Source organism: Methylobacterium sp. OAE515, from assembly GCF_041806315.1.
GTDB classification, from domain to species: Bacteria; Pseudomonadota; Alphaproteobacteria; order Rhizobiales; family Beijerinckiaceae; genus Methylobacterium; species Methylobacterium tardum.
Window position 1 is genome coordinate 374,171 of the sequence record NZ_JBGMUV010000001.1, and the last position, 15,311, is coordinate 389,481.

The 15,311-nt window shown below is 65.0% G+C and carries 14 protein-coding genes and 1 tRNA gene; 7 read left to right on the forward strand and 8 right to left on the reverse strand.

Going from position 1 to position 15,311, the window contains the following annotated elements; genetic code table 11:
- Positions 1–77: 77 nt before the first annotated feature.
- The 3 genes from ABIE45_RS01800 to ABIE45_RS01810 all read right to left on the reverse strand — a co-directional run bounded on the left by ABIE45_RS01800 (position 78) and on the right by ABIE45_RS01810 (position 2,753).
- Positions 78–824: a hypothetical protein gene (locus ABIE45_RS01800; protein WP_192710213.1), complete on the reverse strand. Its 747-nt coding sequence runs from the start codon at positions 822–824 to the stop codon at positions 78–80.
- A gap of 154 nt (positions 825–978) precedes the next feature.
- Positions 979–1,188, reverse strand: coding sequence for a hypothetical protein (locus tag ABIE45_RS01805; protein ID WP_192710214.1), 210 nt, complete (start codon positions 1,186–1,188; stop codon positions 979–981).
- The gene (locus ABIE45_RS01810; protein WP_192710215.1) at positions 1,185–2,753 is read right to left on the reverse strand and encodes a hypothetical protein; all 1,569 of its coding nucleotides are present in this window, start codon (positions 2,751–2,753) and stop codon (positions 1,185–1,187) included. The genes ABIE45_RS01805 and ABIE45_RS01810 overlap by 4 nt, the downstream gene beginning before the upstream one ends.
- A 342-nt stretch (positions 2,754–3,095) precedes the next feature.
- Between ABIE45_RS01810 and ABIE45_RS01815 the strand changes: the two genes are divergently transcribed.
- The 6 genes from ABIE45_RS01815 to ABIE45_RS01840 all read left to right on the forward strand — a co-directional run bounded on the left by ABIE45_RS01815 (position 3,096) and on the right by ABIE45_RS01840 (position 6,334).
- A complete protein-coding gene (locus ABIE45_RS01815; RefSeq protein ID WP_192710216.1) occupies positions 3,096–3,362 on the forward strand; it encodes a hypothetical protein in 267 nt (88 codons plus the stop codon).
- Between the two features lie 11 nt (positions 3,363–3,373).
- Positions 3,374–4,171, forward strand: coding sequence for a hypothetical protein (locus tag ABIE45_RS01820; RefSeq protein ID WP_192710217.1), 798 nt, complete (start codon positions 3,374–3,376; stop codon positions 4,169–4,171).
- Complete coding sequence (locus ABIE45_RS01825; protein WP_192710218.1) at positions 4,168–4,413, forward strand: hypothetical protein; 246 nt, start codon at positions 4,168–4,170, stop codon at positions 4,411–4,413. The genes ABIE45_RS01820 and ABIE45_RS01825 overlap by 4 nt, the downstream gene beginning before the upstream one ends.
- An 82-nt stretch (positions 4,414–4,495) precedes the next feature.
- On the forward strand, positions 4,496–5,002 hold the full coding sequence (locus tag ABIE45_RS01830; protein WP_192710219.1) for a hypothetical protein: 507 nt from the start codon (positions 4,496–4,498) through the stop codon (positions 5,000–5,002).
- Positions 5,002–5,196: a hypothetical protein gene (locus ABIE45_RS01835; RefSeq protein WP_373622089.1), complete on the forward strand. Its 195-nt coding sequence runs from the start codon at positions 5,002–5,004 to the stop codon at positions 5,194–5,196. Before ABIE45_RS01830 ends, ABIE45_RS01835 begins: the two co-directional genes overlap by 1 nt.
- Positions 5,183–6,334 (forward strand): tyrosine-type recombinase/integrase, encoded by a 1,152-nt coding sequence (locus tag ABIE45_RS01840; RefSeq protein WP_192710220.1) that lies wholly within the window; start codon positions 5,183–5,185, stop codon positions 6,332–6,334. Before ABIE45_RS01835 ends, ABIE45_RS01840 begins: the two co-directional genes overlap by 14 nt.
- A gap of 12 nt (positions 6,335–6,346) precedes the next feature.
- Here ABIE45_RS01840 and ABIE45_RS01845 read toward each other — a convergent pair.
- The 4 genes from ABIE45_RS01845 to ABIE45_RS01860 all read right to left on the reverse strand — a co-directional run bounded on the left by ABIE45_RS01845 (position 6,347) and on the right by ABIE45_RS01860 (position 11,016).
- Positions 6,347–6,423 (reverse strand) — tRNA-Arg (locus ABIE45_RS01845).
- A 186-nt stretch (positions 6,424–6,609) separates the two neighbouring features.
- Complete coding sequence (locus tag ABIE45_RS01850; RefSeq protein WP_192710221.1) at positions 6,610–7,362, reverse strand: nucleotidyltransferase family protein; 753 nt, start codon at positions 7,360–7,362, stop codon at positions 6,610–6,612.
- Positions 7,363–7,381: 19 nt separating this feature from the next.
- Positions 7,382–8,971 (reverse strand): tRNA (adenosine(37)-N6)-threonylcarbamoyltransferase complex ATPase subunit type 1 TsaE, encoded by a 1,590-nt coding sequence (tsaE, locus tag ABIE45_RS01855; RefSeq protein ID WP_192710222.1) that lies wholly within the window; start codon positions 8,969–8,971, stop codon positions 7,382–7,384.
- 128 nt (positions 8,972–9,099) lie between these two features.
- On the reverse strand, positions 9,100–11,016 hold the full coding sequence (locus ABIE45_RS01860) for a sigma 54-interacting transcriptional regulator (protein ID WP_192710223.1): 1,917 nt from the start codon (positions 11,014–11,016) through the stop codon (positions 9,100–9,102).
- A 315-nt stretch (positions 11,017–11,331) separates the two neighbouring features.
- On the opposite strand from ABIE45_RS01860, the gene cynS reads away from it, so the two are divergent.
- The gene (cynS, locus tag ABIE45_RS01865; protein WP_192710224.1) at positions 11,332–11,820 is read left to right on the forward strand and encodes a cyanase; all 489 of its coding nucleotides are present in this window, start codon (positions 11,332–11,334) and stop codon (positions 11,818–11,820) included.
- Positions 11,821–11,992: 172 nt separating this feature from the next.
- Here cynS and ABIE45_RS01870 read toward each other — a convergent pair whose 3' ends face one another.
- Positions 11,993–15,259 carry an efflux RND transporter permease subunit gene (locus ABIE45_RS01870; RefSeq protein ID WP_192710225.1) on the reverse strand — a complete coding sequence of 1,089 codons (3,267 nt, stop codon included), beginning with the start codon at positions 15,257–15,259 and terminating at the stop codon, positions 11,993–11,995.
- Positions 15,260–15,311: the final 52 nt, after the last annotated feature.

Consider the following 15,311-nt stretch of genomic DNA (forward strand, 5'->3'; position numbering starts at 1 on the left):
TTTGCGCCGAAAATTTACTATCGTCTAGTTACTGCAAGCCAGCTTTGAGCCTGGGTTATTAGAATGAAAACTCAGCATCAGAGCACTTCTTTACCTCTTCGTGAGTAATGCCCCCCGCGTAACGCCGAGAAATAACAATGTGCGTTGGTGAAACTACAATAGCATATTCCCAGATTGTGAGCCCTTTCGCCCTCGTTGATCATCCTCTTTATTCTAGCTCGACTTTTGGTATTAATAAGCTTGGAGCTGTAGAGGTCATTCAGATTGCTGGACGTGAATTCAAGCCGGGAGTCTTTGGCGATGATTTCGCCGGCGAGTGGTATGTTTCCGCTTGTATAGAACGTATAATCTATTTTATTTATTTGCGCAAACTCATCTACGAAGTCTTTCTTAAATGTGTATTCCAATAGTCCGAGGGCGGCAGCCTCTACGCCCTTAAGATCCTCGGTAGAAATTTTTTTCGTTCGTATGAAGCCAACATTGTCTCCGCTCCGGACATAAACTTCTTTGATTATGGCAGGCCCAAAACCCTGATTGATAAATTCAATCTTGGCGGAATCCGTGATTGTTACAGAAACGACTGGAGTGATCTGCAGCTCGTCTTTGGCCTCGTCCCGAGACCGGAAGTCAAGCGTCGTCCGATACGCGAGGATGGTGGCCGCCAGCGCGAGTGCGCTCGTCAGGGCCTGGGCAACGGAGCCGATCGCGCTCCACCAAGCAGGCCGATCGTCGGCCGGCGGCCTGAGCTTCGGCTGAACCCCTTGGCTTCTGCTAGCGCGAGGCGCGAACAAGCTCAGGACGAGGAGCAGCAACCAGCGATTCATTCACACGTCCTACGCTTCAGTGAGCTCGAGCAGCCGCTGAATGGCCTCCGGGCGCGATGGCGCGAGTTTGTCCGCGGGCATCCGGTCCTCGACCTATCCACTCCAACCTTAGCAGACGCACGAAACCCCCGTCGCTTTGCCGGCGCGGAGCAGATCAGCGACGCTGGCGCCGTTCCTCAGCCTTTCTCCAGAAGACTTCACGGGTCGCCATCCCCAAATTCTTCCCCGAGTCTTCGGCGATGATTGCCGCATCGAACCGGGGCAGCTCGGGAAACAATCCGGTTTGCCGATGGAGGCGGCACCGGTCGATCGCCTTGAGACAGTACATGCCGGTGTCGAAATCCGCGCGAGGGAAGTCACTCATGAAGAGGCGTGCCCGAACTTGCCCCACCAAGGAATCGATTGTTCAACACGATCTGCAAAGGGGTAGATACGCTGCGTTTTTTCGTCGGGGCAAACCTTTTGATGCACCGATCCCAGCATCCAACCCTCAAATTTTTCTTGCGTCGCGGCGTCCACCGCGGTGATGAAGCCCCTCTCCGTCGCCGTCGAAAGCGTATGCTCGAGTTCGTCTATTGGGCAAAAAATTACCGGCACTTGATCGGAAGCAATGATGTCAGTGTCTCTTTCGAGGCACATTTGCTTTGCCGCATCAATAACATCTTTTTGCATAACGTTCGCCATCGTCAGCCAAGTGTCGAGCGTCAGAACAATGCCTACTGTGTTTTCCGACAGTTTCTCGCTCTGCACTATGCCCCGTCTACAATGAGAAACGAAACGCCATATTTGAAAGATTCCCTTCGCAATTTCATCGTATCCTCGCCGCGCATTAGCTAACGGGTGTTCCGAAAAGCGGGCCTCATAACTCATCCTTGTCGCTTTGCATTCAAGGATAATACGCGTTGTCCCATTTTCTCTGATAAATAAATCCGGCGTATCGACCAAATTCTTTTTATACTTGTACTTGTAGCTTCCCTCAACGCCGAACGACGGCATGAGGGCCGAGAGCAGTTCTCTGCTATACTCCTCAAACCGAAACGCGATTTCGTTCCTGACGTTTTCCCCGCCACGGATAACGTCGTAAAACAACCCAGAAGTTGCGCGGAGCATGACTAGATCTGGAAGCGGCGCAACCAATGCGCCGCCGCCTTCTGGAAATTCAATGCATGGGTGCGTTCGCAGAATACTACGCTTGTACGAGATGTGACCTGGACCAGATCGTATGCTTGACGCAAGAGCCCTCGCCTGTGCTATGTCAAGAGAAATAAGTCGCAGGCACGCATCACGCTGTTCTGATGAAATGCTAATATCGGAAAATGACGTCGACTTTAAGACTCCCGGTCGCTCGGTAAACATCGCACGTAACGCGAAACAAAATAGCGTAAAATTAACAATAGGAATTCCATATTCGCGTTGGAAGAATTCAGAGGTTAGTTTGCCGCCATAAATAAAATGCGATCTGTAGAACAGAGGTAGGTTCATGAAACCTCTCTGCCATTCAAATTGCCTCTGACCTAGGCGGTGAACTTCTTGCATGACATCTATGCGCTCTAGCGTAATGCCATCCTCCGCGTTTTCAATCTGGCCTAAGATATTTGATAAATTAGCTACCGTATTGAAATTTTTGCAATCGAGAGTCCTCCCCTTCTTGCCCTTTTTCAGCAGAATCTTTTTAGTCGAAAGCAATTCATTAAACAGCGTTTCCATCTTCCATGGATGCGCAAAATACTTAGACGCCACATCAGTGGTAATTGCCTCCGGTGGATATTTTAGAAATGGAGAGGCGGGCCCTGGTCCCTCCGACTGAAGAGTTTTCGTCGCCCATATCATTACGGCGAAAGGACGGTCTGCCGTTACACCTAAAGCTTTCTCTAGCTTGCTTCGATAAAGATTAAGAACTGCTCGGCTCATCTTGCAGTCGACGCTCACAACAGAGATCTTAGAAATAGCACGTATTGGGCCAATTAAATCGCCAATACTTATTTGAGATAGCCCTTTGCCTTCAGGTGTTCCGCCAGAGCCTCCCGGATTGCCTCCGGCCGGGAAGGCTTGGGATCGGGCTGTGCCTCGATCCAGGCATCGAGCGACGCCTCAAGCTCTGGGTACAGGCGCAGGCCTATCGCCTTGCCGATCCCAGTAGGCGGGCGCCCCCGCGGTTTTCTGCTATCGCCTATTGACATCGTACTTTGATGATAGCAGAAATGTTCGAGCCGACCAAGAGGTTGCACCCTCCTGATCGGCCCTGACCACGCACGTCCTCTGGAGACGATCATGGCTATCCGTCATTCTACAGCACCGGCGCGCGCCGGTGAACGCTCTCGCTCGCCGTCAGCCCTCTACAATCGCGCCAAGCCAGCGCTGGAGGCCGACGAGGCCGCTCCCGGCACCGTCGAGGCCTGGGAGGCCATCGCGCCCATCCGGCCGGACACCGCGCATGTTCGAGCCCCGCGCTTCCTTGATCTCGCTGGCGATCTCGTCACCGCCACTCTCATCATCGCCGGGGGCGTGTTCGCCTACGGCTACCTCCCTCTGGCGTGAGGGAGTGGGTCATGACGAAGAAGAACACCGCGAAGGTCGCTCCTCAGGCAGCCGACCTCCGTCAGCGGGCCGCTCGCGCTCGTGATGCCGCTGGGCGGCTAAGGACAGGCGGCGCGCATCCCGATGCTGTCCTGTTTGCCCTCGGCGCCGAGTTCATGTCCGCCTGGGTGGCCGAGGAGGCGAACGGCGACGAGCCGGAGTACCGAGCTTGCTCGCGCATCGCCCGGCAGATCATGGGGACCCCGGCTGTGACGGTTGCGGGGTACGGCATCAAGGCGCTTCTCCTAGCTCGCCTCGACAGCGACGCCTCCGGCCCACACGCGCCGGTCGAAGCCTACGGTCCGGCCGACAGCTGGCGGAACGCGCTGCGGCAGGTGCAGCAGGGCGCGGCTCGGCTAGCCAGCGTGCACGATGCGGGAATCCCCACTTCGGTCGGCTCGATGGAAGGCCGTCTTCCGCTTCCGGATCACGATCTATCCGAGCTCTCAATCCAGCAACTCGCACGCCTCTACCCTGTGATGGTTCGCGCCGAGGAGGCGATCGGCAGCGCCGAGAATGCCCCCTGTTTCTGGGAAGCGCCCAACACCGTGCGCATGCCCGCGGGCGTCATCATCAATCGCGAGGCCGATCGGCTGGGGCAGTTCATCTCGGCGATCGCCAAAGAGATGGGTGGCCGACAGCCAGCCGATCATGATGAAGCCGAGGAGCGGGCGAACACACTGCTCGCGCACTTGGTGCAGACCGGCGGTGTCGTTGAGCATCCTGAACTGATCACAGAGATCAACTCCACGTGGGGATTCGCCCAATGAGCAACGTCATCCCGTTCCGGCGCCGTCAGCGGCCACCAATCCCTGAGACCCGCGCCCGCATCGAGGGTGCCCTGGCCCTGGCTCTCGACGCTGTCGACCACCTCGTTGCGGCCCTCGATGAGATCGACGGCGATCCGGATCTTGAGGACGGCGCCGACGCGGAGCCGAGCCTCGGAGCCCCTGAGTGCCACACCTCGCAGATCGTCTGGCTGCGAGGTGGCGACAACGATCTCGAATGCTAGCGCTTACCAAAATCGTGTGGCTTTACACGAATTCAGCGATGTGGCAGATTCGTGTATGGCTACACGATCGAGAGGTTGAAACGTGACCATTCGTTTCGAACCGGTGACCTTTTCCGCCAGCGGCACTGAGGCCATCACCGGCGTCAGCACAACTCAGCAGCGCAACCTTCGCCGGGCGGATCACGACGCCAAGTCCGGTCCCGGCCACGAGCGCAAGGATGCACGTGCTCTGGCGAAGCTGCTAGTGATGCAGAGCCTCGCGGCTTTCAAAGTGCCGCCCAGCGCGAGCGCGGCCATTGCCGACAGCGCCTCGGTCATCATCGAGATGGCCCTGTCCAAGATTGAGAGGGCCGTCGACGATCCCGAGGGTTTGGCCAACGAACCGCCAGTTCGCACGCCGCCCGGCTTCGACCGCTGGTATCTCGTTTGGGACGGGAACCGGCACGACTTCGTCAGCACCGTCGACGCCTACTTCGCTTCTGACGCCGCGCCGCCCGCAACGGTAATCCTCAACCTGCGCAGTTTGGCGGACACGATCCTTGATCGTGCGGGCTGCCCGCTCTGGCGCGTCGTGAAGCAAAAGGACTGATGATGCCCCGACGCCCGGTCATCACTCAGGCTGCCATCGCCCGGGCCGTGAAAGGCGCACAGGCAGCTGGGCTCAAGGTCGGTCGCGTCGAGATCGACCCGTGCACCGGCCGCATCGTCGTCGTCTCCGGGGACGATCCTGCCCAGCCGCTGACGAAGCTCGAGGCCTGGAGGGCAAGCCGTGGTGCGAGCTGACTACCCGGGCGTATTCGCCACCTACAAGACGCTGAAGGACGGAACGCGGCGTGCCTACTGGTATCATCGTGCCACCGGGCAGCGACTCGAAGGTGAGCCTGGCGAGCGGGCCTTCATCCTGAGCTATGCCGAGGCTGAGCGGACGCTGAAGGCCCGGCACTCTGGCGACACCTTCAACGGCCTGGCGCGCGAGTTCACCGCCTCACCGGAGTTCGAGACCAAGCTCTCGGCCGGGACGCAGCGCGAGTACAAGCGCATGCTGACCAAGGCTGAGCCACAGTTCGGCGACATGCCGATCGAGGCCCTGAACGAGCCGGGCGTTCGGCGCGATTTCCTCGACTGGCGCGCGAAGGTCGCCCGCACCTCGGGCGAGCGCGAGGCGGACAACCGACTGTCCGTCATCTCGGCCATGCTTACCTGGGCTCAGGAGAACGGCCGGGTTCAGGCCAACCACGTCCGCGGGTTCAAGCGGCTCTATCACGCCAACCGATCCGAGATCGTATGGCTGCCTGAGCACATCGCGGCCTTCATGGAGGTGGCGCCGATCGAGCTGCAGCGCGCGCTTATCATCGCCCTGCACACCGGCCAACGGCAGGCGGACATCCTGCGCCTGCCCTGGTCCGCCTACGATGGGTCCGCGATTTCGCTGCGGCAGGGCAAGAGCGCCCGCGGCGGCCGTGTGGCGCCCCTGATCACCATACCTTGCACGAGGGCGCTGCGGCGCATGCTGGACGGCATGCCGCGAGGCTCACCTCTGGTGCTGACCACAAAGACAGGGCGGGCGCTGCAGAAGCGCTACTTCGCCCGGCTCTGGGAGGAGGCGGCGGCCGAAGCGGGTCTCAGCCGGATTAGTCTGCCGGGCCTCGATGAGCCGGTAGCGCTGCACTTCCACGATCTGCGCGGAACGGCCGTGACCATGCTGTCTGAGGCGGGGTGCAACCCGCAGCAGATCGCCACCATCACCGGTCACTCGCTCAAGACCGTGACCGTGATCCTGGACCGCTATCTCGCCCGAACGCGGGCGCTCGCGGACCAAGCCATCTTCAACTGGGAGAACTCACCGCGAACCGAATTTGCAAACCAACTGCAAACCGCACCTCCGAGGCCGAAGGTGTCGAAAGGAAAAAGCGATGTATGAGAATAGGTTAGATGGCGCGCCCGAAAGGATTCGAACCTCTGACCCCCAGATTCGTAGTCTGGTGCTCTATCCAGCTGAGCTACGGGCGCCTGACACGGCGGCGGGGTCTTGGCCCGCCGGTGTGAGGGGGCTTCTAGAGGCTCGGATCGGGCTTGGCAAGACACCTCGTTACATCACAGCGCATGACGCGCACGGCACGGACCTCACCCCCACGCGGTCGATGCGAAAACGCCATCGCCCATCCGCCGCGACCGCAGACCGGCCGCCCGATCCAGCTACGGTGTCCGCGCACTCGCCCGCACCCGCTCCTCCGCGGCCCGGATCGCCTCCGGCGTGCCGACATGCAGCCACTGGCCGTCGAGGCGCAGGCCGAACAGCCGGCCGGCCTCGATCGCCCGGTCGAACAGGAGATTGAGCGAGAAGGCGCCCTCCGGCGTGTCGGCGAACAGGCTCGGGCTCAGGATCGCCACCCCCGCGTAGATGAAGGGGGCGACCTCGCGCTCCCCGCGGCGCTCCAGGCGTCCATCCGGCTCCATCACGAAGTCGCCGGCGCCCTCGTAGCCGAGGCTGGTGGCGGTGGGGGCCACCAGCAGCAGGCAATCCATGCGGTGCGCGTCCCAGCGGCCGATCAGCCGGCTCAGGTTGGAGGCCGGTCCTTCGAGCCAGAACGAGTCCGAGTTCAGCACCACGAAGGGCGCCGCGCCCAGAAGCGGCAGCGCCTTGCGGATGCCCCCGCCGGTCTCCAGAAGCGCCGCGCGCTCGTCCGACACGATCGTGGCCGGCCCCCGGCCCGACTCCTCCGCCCGCCGGGCGAGATGGCCCTCGATCAGGTCGGCGAGATAATGGACGTTGACCACGGCCGTGCCGATCCCGGCCTCCGCGACCCGGTCCAGGGCGTGGTCGAGGAGCGCCTTGCCGGCGACCTCCACCAGCGGCTTGGGCACCGTCGCAGTCACCGGACGCATGCGCTTGCCCAGGCCCGCGGCCAGGACGAAGGCGCGGCTGACGGCTGGCTTGAGCTCGCTCATGCGATCAAAGGTCCGATGGTCAAGATTCGGGGGCGGGGCTGACGAGGCCCGGCAGATGCGCCGCGTGCCAGTCGCGCAGCCCCGCGAGCGCGGGATGGGCGAGGTTGCGGGCGAGGTAGCCCTCGATCCGCGGCAGGTGAGCCAGATATCCGGGCTTGCCGTCGCGCCGGTCGAGCCGCGCGAAGATGCCGAGGATCTTTGTGGCCCGCTGCGCGGCGAGCAGGGCGTAGGCCGTGGCGAAGGCGCCGACGTCGAAGGCCGGATCCCGCCCGCGGCGCTCGCGGGCGTAGAGCCCGAGCAGCCGCAGCTCGAACTCGGCGGAGGTGTCGACCCGAGCATCCTGCAGCAGCGAGGCGACGTCGTAGGCCGGATGACCCATCACCGCGTCTTGGAAGTCGATCAGGCCGACCCGCTCCAGCCCGTCGCGCTCGGGCAGCCAGATCAGGTTGGGCGAGTGGTAGTCCCGCAGCGTCCAGGTCGGCCGGTCCGGGACCGCGCCTTGAAGGGCCGTCCGCCACAGGTCGACGAAGTCCGATCGCGCCTCGGCCGACAGCGTGGCATCCCGGATCGCGGGCGCGTACCAGTCGGGCATCAACTCGGCCTCGAACAGCAGCGCCTCCGTGTCGTAGGGCGGCAGCACGTGCTCGATCCCGTCCGCCACCGGCAGGACCGGGGGCAGCGGCGTCGCGTGGAGCTTGGCGAGCAGCCGCACCGCCTCCGCGTAGCGCTCGGGCCGCGGCACGCCGGCCTCGATCACCGGCTCGCTGCCGAGATCCTCCAGGATCAGCAGGCCCTCGGCGAGGTCCTCGCCGTAGATCTTCGGCGCCGAGAAGCCGAGCGCCCGCAGGCCCCGGTCGAGGGCCACGAAGGCGTGGACGCTCTCGGCCAGATGCACGATCGCGCTGTAGGGCTTGCCGTCGCGCACCGGCGGCCCGTCGGGCCGGGGCGGGGCGATCATCAGCACGGCGCTGGTGCCGTCGGGCTTGGTCAGGCGCTCGTAGGCGCGGGACGAGGCGTCGCCCTGCATCAGCGTGCGCTCGGCCACATCCCAGCCGCTGCGGTCGAGGAGCCGGCGCACCGCCCGGGCCCGGTCGAGGCGGGCCCGCATGCCGCCGGTGCCGTCGATCCGGGCGAGCCGCGCCTCGGGGCCGAACTCCGCCCGCAGGGACAGGTCGACGGTCAGCACCGGGGCGTTGCGGGGCGGCAGCCGGTCGGGCCATTCGACGAGCGTGATCGCATCCTCGGCCATCTCGTCGAAGCCGAGCTCGACCAATTCATCGGGGTCGCGCAGCCGGTAGAGGTCGGCGTGGACGATCGCGCGGCCGTCCCGGGCCGTGTAGGGCTGGATGAGCGTGAAGGTCGGGCTCGGCACCTCCAGGCGCGGATCGCCGGCGAGTTCGCGGATCACCGCACGGGCCAGGGTGGTCTTGCCGCCGCCGAGACCGCCCGACAGGGCCACGACGTCGCCCGGACGCAGGAACTCGGAGAGGAACAGGCCGAGATCCTCGGTCGCCGTCTCTTCCGGAAGCACGAACTCCCACGGGGCCGGCGGCGCGGACGCGCCCGCCCCCTCGTCGGCCCTCTGACCGTCCCGATCGTCTCCGTCCAAAGCCCGCCTCCGAGACCAGAGGGCGCATGGTCCGGAAACACGCCACGGATGCAAGCGTTTCCGGCCGCGGTTGTGCGCTTCCCGCCGGCCCGGTGCATCGAAACCACGCTCGCTGTGCCGCGAAAAGATCAGCTGCGCCGGAGATCGCCGTCGTCGCGGGAGATGCCGTGCGCCTTGATGCGCGAGGCGAGCGTCGTCGGGCGCAGGCCGAGCAGCGCGGCCGCGCCTCCGGGCCCGGAGATCCGGCCGCCTGCCAGCGCCAGGGCTGCGACGATCTCGGCGCGGTCGCGGGCGCGGCGCTCGGCCTCGGTGGCCGGCCGTCCATCGGGTGCGGCGACCGGCAACCGGACCGGATCGGGCGTCCGGGCTGGCTCGCCGTCGGGCAGATCGAGGCGGAGCCGCCCCCTGGCACTGAGGATCGCCGCCCGCTCGATCACGTTCTCCAGCTCGCGGACATTCCCCGGCCAGGCGTAGCGGCAGAGGCGCCGGACATCGCCCTCCGAGAGCCGCGGCTCCGGGATGTTGAGGCGGCGCGCCGCCGCCGTGAGCAGATGCTGGGCGATCGGAGGAATGTCCTCGGGACGCTCGCGCAGGGGTCGCGCCTGGATCGGGAAGACGTTGAGACGGAAGTAGAGGTCCTCGCGGAAGCGCCCGCTCGCCACCTCGGCGCGCAGGTCGCGATTGGTGGCAGCCACCACCCGCACGTCGACCGCACGGGTGCGCGCCTCGCCGACCCGCTCGAAGGAGCGCTCCTGCAGCACGCGCAGCAGCTTGCCCTGCAGGTCCAGGGGAATCTCGCCGACTTCGTCGAGGAACAGCGTGCCGCCATCGGCGAGTTCGAACCGACCGACACGGTCGCGGAGTGCGCCCGTGAAGCTGCCCTTGGCGTGGCCGAAGAACTCGCTCTCGAACAGGTCGCGCGGAATCGCCGCGCAGTTCACGCGGATCATCGGGCGGGCGCTGCGGCGGCTCGCCTCGTGGATCGCGCGGGCGATCAGCTCCTTCCCGGTGCCGGACTCGCCGGTGATCAGCACGGTGGCGTCGGTACCGGCCACCAGATCGATCTGCCGGAGCGTCGCCGCAATGGCCGGCGAGCGGCCGATGATGCCCTGGTGATGGCGCTCGGCCCGGATTTCCTCCTTCAGATATGCGTTCTCCAGCTCCAGGCGCTGCCGCAGCGTGTCGACCTCGGCGAGCGCGCTCTTCAGCCGGCGCTCGTCCTCCCGCCGCTGGCTGACGTCGCGGAACACGATCACGGCGCCCAGCAGGCGGCCGCGGTCGCGGATCGGCGTCGAGGTGTATTCGACGGGAAAGGACGTTCCGTCCGCCCGCCAGAAGACCTCGTGATCGACCTGACGCACAGCGCCGTCCCGGAAGGCTGCGTAGATCGGGCAGTCCCGGTGCGGATAGGCGCTGCCGTCCGGATGCGTGTGGTGCACGGCGGCGTGCATGTCCTTGCCGACGAGGTCGGCGGCCGCCCAGCCGAGCATCCGCTCGGCGGCCGGGTTGACGAAGGTGGTCACGCCCTCGGCGTTGACGCCGTAGATCCCCTCCCCGGCTGCCCGAAGGATCAGCTGGTTGCCGTGCTCGATATCGCGGAAGATCCGCTCCATGCGCTGCCACTCGGAAAGACCCGCGCGCATGTAGGCTTCGGCCTCGCCGTCGACCTGCCGGCGATGGACAGTGTCGGGATCCGCGAGAGTCACAAGGAGGCGCGTCGGCCCGCCCGGAAGCGGGAAGGCCGCCGTCTCGACCCGCAGGTCGCGGCCGGCGGCGTCGCGCGGCGCGAGCGCGCGCGTCCACCAATGCCCTTTCGCCAGGACGGCCTGGGTGAAGACCGTGAGGGCGGCGAGCTGCCCGGGATAGAGCGCGCTGGCCCGCGCGCCACGCAACGTCTGACGCGGATGGCCGAGCAGTCGTACCGCCGCGGGATTGGCGTCCGCGATCCGGTCCTCCTCCGGAGCAAGGACCAGCATCGGATCCGGGCTGGCCTCGAAGATGGGACCGAATGGGAACGGCTCTCTGGACTCACGAGATCTCGTCATCCGTTGACGATATCTCGTTTCCGACGAGATGTCGTGAATGCACGCGCCGCAGCCAACATTCTGTAGAGACGCATGTTTTCGTGCAGGCAGTGCCTGGCACAACGTTTGCCGAAGATCATGCGACCGCCGTCGGTCGTCGCAGTGCCAAGAGACGCGCCGCGCCGATCTCAAGGCGGGCAGCCTTCCGTGCTCGGTCGCGGCCGTTTCCCCTCACCGGGCGCGGTCCGGGTGCGCACCCCTCGGGGGGTGGGGTGAGACCGCGACTTGTCCGCGGTCTCACCCGAGCCAAACCGACGGTCGACCTGGGAGCGGACGATGAAGCGCGAGGACCTCACCGAGAAGCTGCTCGACATCAAGCGCGAGAAGGGCTGGAGCTGGAAGCATATCCATGAGGAGATCGGCGGGCTGTCGCCGTTCCTGATCACCGCAGCCTGCATGGGGCAGATGAAGCTGCCGAAGGCCCAGGCCAAGCGGGCGGCCGAGTTGTTCGGCCTAACGGTCGCCGAGGAGCGCATGATCAATGAGCCGCCCTACCGGGGCTCGATCCCGTCGATGCCGCCCACCGACCCGCTGATCTACCGGTTCTACGAACTGGTGATGGTCTACGGCACGACCTTCAAGGAGCTGATCCAGGAGGAGTTCGGCGACGGCATCATGTCGGCGATCGACTTCAACATGGACATGGCCCGCGAGGCCAACAACAAGGGCGACCGCGTGCGGCTCACCATGTCGGGCAAGTTCCTGCCGTACAAGTATTACGGCAACGACGACGACACGCCAGAATACGGGTTCAAGGAGGGGTAAGCGGTCCGGAGATTTTCAAGATCGTCTGAACAGCGTGTCGTCCCGGGGCCGCGCAGCGGAGCCCGGGACCCAGAGCCGCTGACGTTCCGGATCCTGGCAGAATCGCGGTTCTGGATTCCGGGCTCGCCTTCGGCACCTCGGAATGACGGTGCCTGCTCCGCCGGCCTGATCGTCAAGCGGCCGGCTGCGCGCCCGGCTCCAGGTAATCCTGCACCGGCTGGGCCGGGCCGCCCCGCATCAGCACGTAGAGGAACGGCACCAGCAGCAGCGTGGCCGGCGTCGCGAAGGCGATGCCACCCATGACGGCGCGGGCGAGCGCGGCGTTCTGCTCGCCGCCCTCGCCGGTGCCCAGCGCCATCGGGATCAACCCGAGGAACATCGCCGAGGCGGTCATCAGCACCGGCCGCAGACGGGTCTCGCCCGCGGTGATCGCCGCCTCCAGGGCGCTGCAGCCGGTTTCCTCCCGGTGCTCCTTGGCGAAGGTGACGAGCAGGATCGAGTTCGCCGAGGCGATGCCCACCGACATGATCGCCCCGAAGATCGACGGGATCGAGAACGTGGTCCCGGTGATGAACAGCGCGAAGGTGATGCCGCAGAAGGCCATCGGCAGGGCCGCGATCACCACGAAGGGGTCGCCCCAGCTCTGGTAGTTCACCGCCATCAGCAGGTAGACGGCGATCAGCGCGATGGCGAGGCCGACCTCCAGGCGGAAGAAGGCCGAGCGCATGTTCTCGATCTGGCCGCGCACCGTGATCTTGTCGGGCGCCTCCAGGTTCTTCTGCTCGTCCTGGACGATCGCGTCGATGTCGCGGGCCGCCGCGCCGAGATCCCGGTCCTGGACCGAGGCAAAGATGTCGAAGGTCGGCTGGATGTTGACGTGGCTGATCATGGTCTGCGTCGGCACCCGGCGGATGTCGGCGAGGCTGGAGAGCAGCGTCAGCACGCCCGGACCCGAGCCGGTGGTCGCGGCGCGCACGAACATCGGCGTGTTGCGCAGGTCGGTGAGCGAGCTGTTGCGGTATTCGGGCGTCTGCACCCAGAGCTGGTAGGGAATGCCGGTCTTCGGATCGGGCCAGAAGTTCGGCGTCACCTGGTAGCTGCCCGACAGCGAGATATTCATGTTCTGCGCCACCTGCTGCTCGGTCAGCCCGAGTTCGGAGGCGAGGCGCCGGTCGACATCGACGTAGAATTGCGGCTCGTTGACGATCTGCTGCAGGTGCACGTCGACGAGGCCCTTGGTGTGCTTCAGCCGCTGCACGATGCGCTGGGCGACCTCCAGGTCCTTCTCCTTGTGGCGGCCGGAGACCTGCACGTCGATCGGGGTGATCACGCCGAAATTCAGGATCTGGGTGATCATGTCGGCGGGCTGAAAATAGACGATCACGTCGGGGAAGCGCTTCATCAGAACCGCACGCAGGCGCTTCTGATAGCCGGCCACCGGGTGGTGCCCCTCCTTGAGGCTGATCAGCATCTGGCCGTCGTTGTAGGAGACGAACGAACCGTCCGAGAACGCGAAATTGTAGTTGTTCGACGGCAGGCCGATGTTCTGGAGGATCTGGTCGACCTCATCCGGCGGGATCACCTCGCGGACCGTGTCCTCGATCTCGGCGAAGACCTGCCGGGCGGTCTCGATGCGCATGCCGGTGCGGGTGCGCAGATGCATGGTCATCTGGCTCGCCTCGATCTGCGGGAAGTAATCCTGGCCGACGAACACGAACAGCACCCCGGTCAGGCCGAGGACGCCGCCGACCGCGCCGAGGGTGACGATCCGGTGGCGCAGCACCGCGTGGAGCAGGCCGACATAGCCCCGATGGAACCGCGCGAAGCCGCGCTCGAAGTGGCCATGGATCCAGGCGGCAAGCCGCATCACGGGGGCGCCGACGAGACCGAGTCCCTGAGCGATCCGGCGCCGGCGGGGGGCCTCGTGCGCGGCCCGATCCTTGGCGTGCTTCTGCCGGTATTCCGGCGCTACGATCACGTCGATCAGCAGCGGCACCAGGGTGCGTGACAGCAGGTAGGAGGTCAGCATCGCGAACACGACCGCGAGCGCCTGCGGGGTGAACAGGTACTTTGGCGTGTCGGTCAGCGCGAACACCGCCGTGAAGGCGGCGCAGATCGCCAGCGTCGAGATCAGGGCCGGCTTGGCGATCCCGGCGGCGCCGTGGACCACGCTCTCGCGGAACTCCTCGCCCTCCTCGAACAGCCGGTAGGTGTTCTCGATCGCCACCGTAGCGTCGTCCACCAAGATGCCGACCGCGAGCGCGAGGCCGCCGAGCGTCATGACGTTGATGGTCTGGCCCAGGGCCGCCAGCACGGCGAGCGAGGTCATCACGCAGAGCGGGATCGAGATCAGCACGATGATGGTCGAGCGCCAGGAGCCGAGGAACAGCAGGATCGCGAGCCCCGTCAGCGCCGCCGCCGTGAGCGCCTCGTGCAGCACGCCCTCGATGGCGTTCGAGACGAAGACCGACTGATCGAACAGCTGCTTGATCGACAGGCCTTCGGGCGCCGCCGCGCGGATCGTCGGCATCGCCGCCTTAACGTTGTTGACGACGTTGAGGGTCGAGGCGGTGCCGTTCTTGATGATCTGCATCAGCACGGCCTGCCGGCCGTCGGCGCTGACCACGTTGACCTGCGGCGGGCCGCCGTCCCGGACATAGGCGACGTCCCGTATCAGAACGGGCTGCCCGGCGACCACCTTGATCGGCGCGGTGTTGAGCGTCTCGATCGACGGCGGGGTGGCGTTGAGCTGGACGGGATATTGCTGCTCGCCGATCTTGGTGAGACCGGACGGCACCGTCAGGTTCTGGGCCGTCATGGCGTTGGTGACGTCGAGCGGCGTCAGGCCGAGCGCCTGCAGGGCGTTGAGATCGAGATCGACCATGATCTGCCGGGGGGCGCCGCCGAACGGGGACGGCAGGGTCGAGCCCGGGACCTGCGCGAGTGTCTGGCGGATCCGGTACTGGGCGTAATCGTAGACCTCGTTGAGGCTCTGCTTGGCCGAGGTCAGGGCGAGTTGGATCACTGGCACCGACGAAGCCGAATAGCGTACGATCACCGGCGGTTGCGTGCCGGTGGGCATCACCGCGCGGATCGAATTGGTGGACGACACGACCTGCGCGATGGCGAGGTCGATGCTGACTGAGGGGTCGAAGTAGATCCGCTGGACCGCCGTGCCCTGGAGCGTCGTCGACTCCATGCGGCGGATGTTGTTCACGTTGTTGGAGATGCCGTACTCGGCATAGGTGGTGATGCGCTGTTCCATCTCCGGCGCCGAAAGGCCGGTATAGGTCCAGACCACCACGACGACCGGGATATCGACGACCGGCAGCACGTCCTTGGGCGTGACGAGGATCGCCCCGACGCCGCCGAGCATCATCAGCACCGCGAGCACGTAGGTCGTGATCCGGAACTTGAGGGCGTAGAGGACGAGGCCCATGCGGTCTCCGCCGGCCGGCGGCGGGCCGGCAACTCCGCGTTGTGTACCGGCA

What these genes read in the sequence shown, in the direction of transcription:
- ABIE45_RS01800 (WP_192710213.1), bottom strand. Translation starts at nt 824, where the DNA reads ATGAATCGCTGGTTGCTGCTCCTCGTCCTGAGCTTGTTCGCGCCTCGC.
- ABIE45_RS01805 (WP_192710214.1), bottom strand. Translation starts at nt 1,188, where the DNA reads ATGAGTGACTTCCCTCGCGCGGATTTCGACACCGGCATGTACTGTCTC.
- ABIE45_RS01850 (WP_192710221.1), bottom strand. Translation starts at nt 7,362, where the DNA reads ATGAGCGAGCTCAAGCCAGCCGTCAGCCGCGCCTTCGTCCTGGCCGCG.
- cynS (WP_192710224.1), top strand. Translation starts at nt 11,332, where the DNA reads ATGAAGCGCGAGGACCTCACCGAGAAGCTGCTCGACATCAAGCGCGAG.
- ABIE45_RS01825 (WP_192710218.1), top strand. Translation starts at nt 4,168, where the DNA reads ATGAGCAACGTCATCCCGTTCCGGCGCCGTCAGCGGCCACCAATCCCT.
- ABIE45_RS01870 (WP_192710225.1), bottom strand. Translation starts at nt 15,259, where the DNA reads ATGGGCCTCGTCCTCTACGCCCTCAAGTTCCGGATCACGACCTACGTG.
- ABIE45_RS01815 (WP_192710216.1), top strand. Translation starts at nt 3,096, where the DNA reads ATGGCTATCCGTCATTCTACAGCACCGGCGCGCGCCGGTGAACGCTCT.
- ABIE45_RS01860 (WP_192710223.1), bottom strand. Translation starts at nt 11,016, where the DNA reads ATGACGAGATCTCGTGAGTCCAGAGAGCCGTTCCCATTCGGTCCCATC.
- ABIE45_RS01835 (WP_373622089.1), top strand. Translation starts at nt 5,002, where the DNA reads ATGATGCCCCGACGCCCGGTCATCACTCAGGCTGCCATCGCCCGGGCC.
- ABIE45_RS01820 (WP_192710217.1), top strand. Translation starts at nt 3,374, where the DNA reads ATGACGAAGAAGAACACCGCGAAGGTCGCTCCTCAGGCAGCCGACCTC.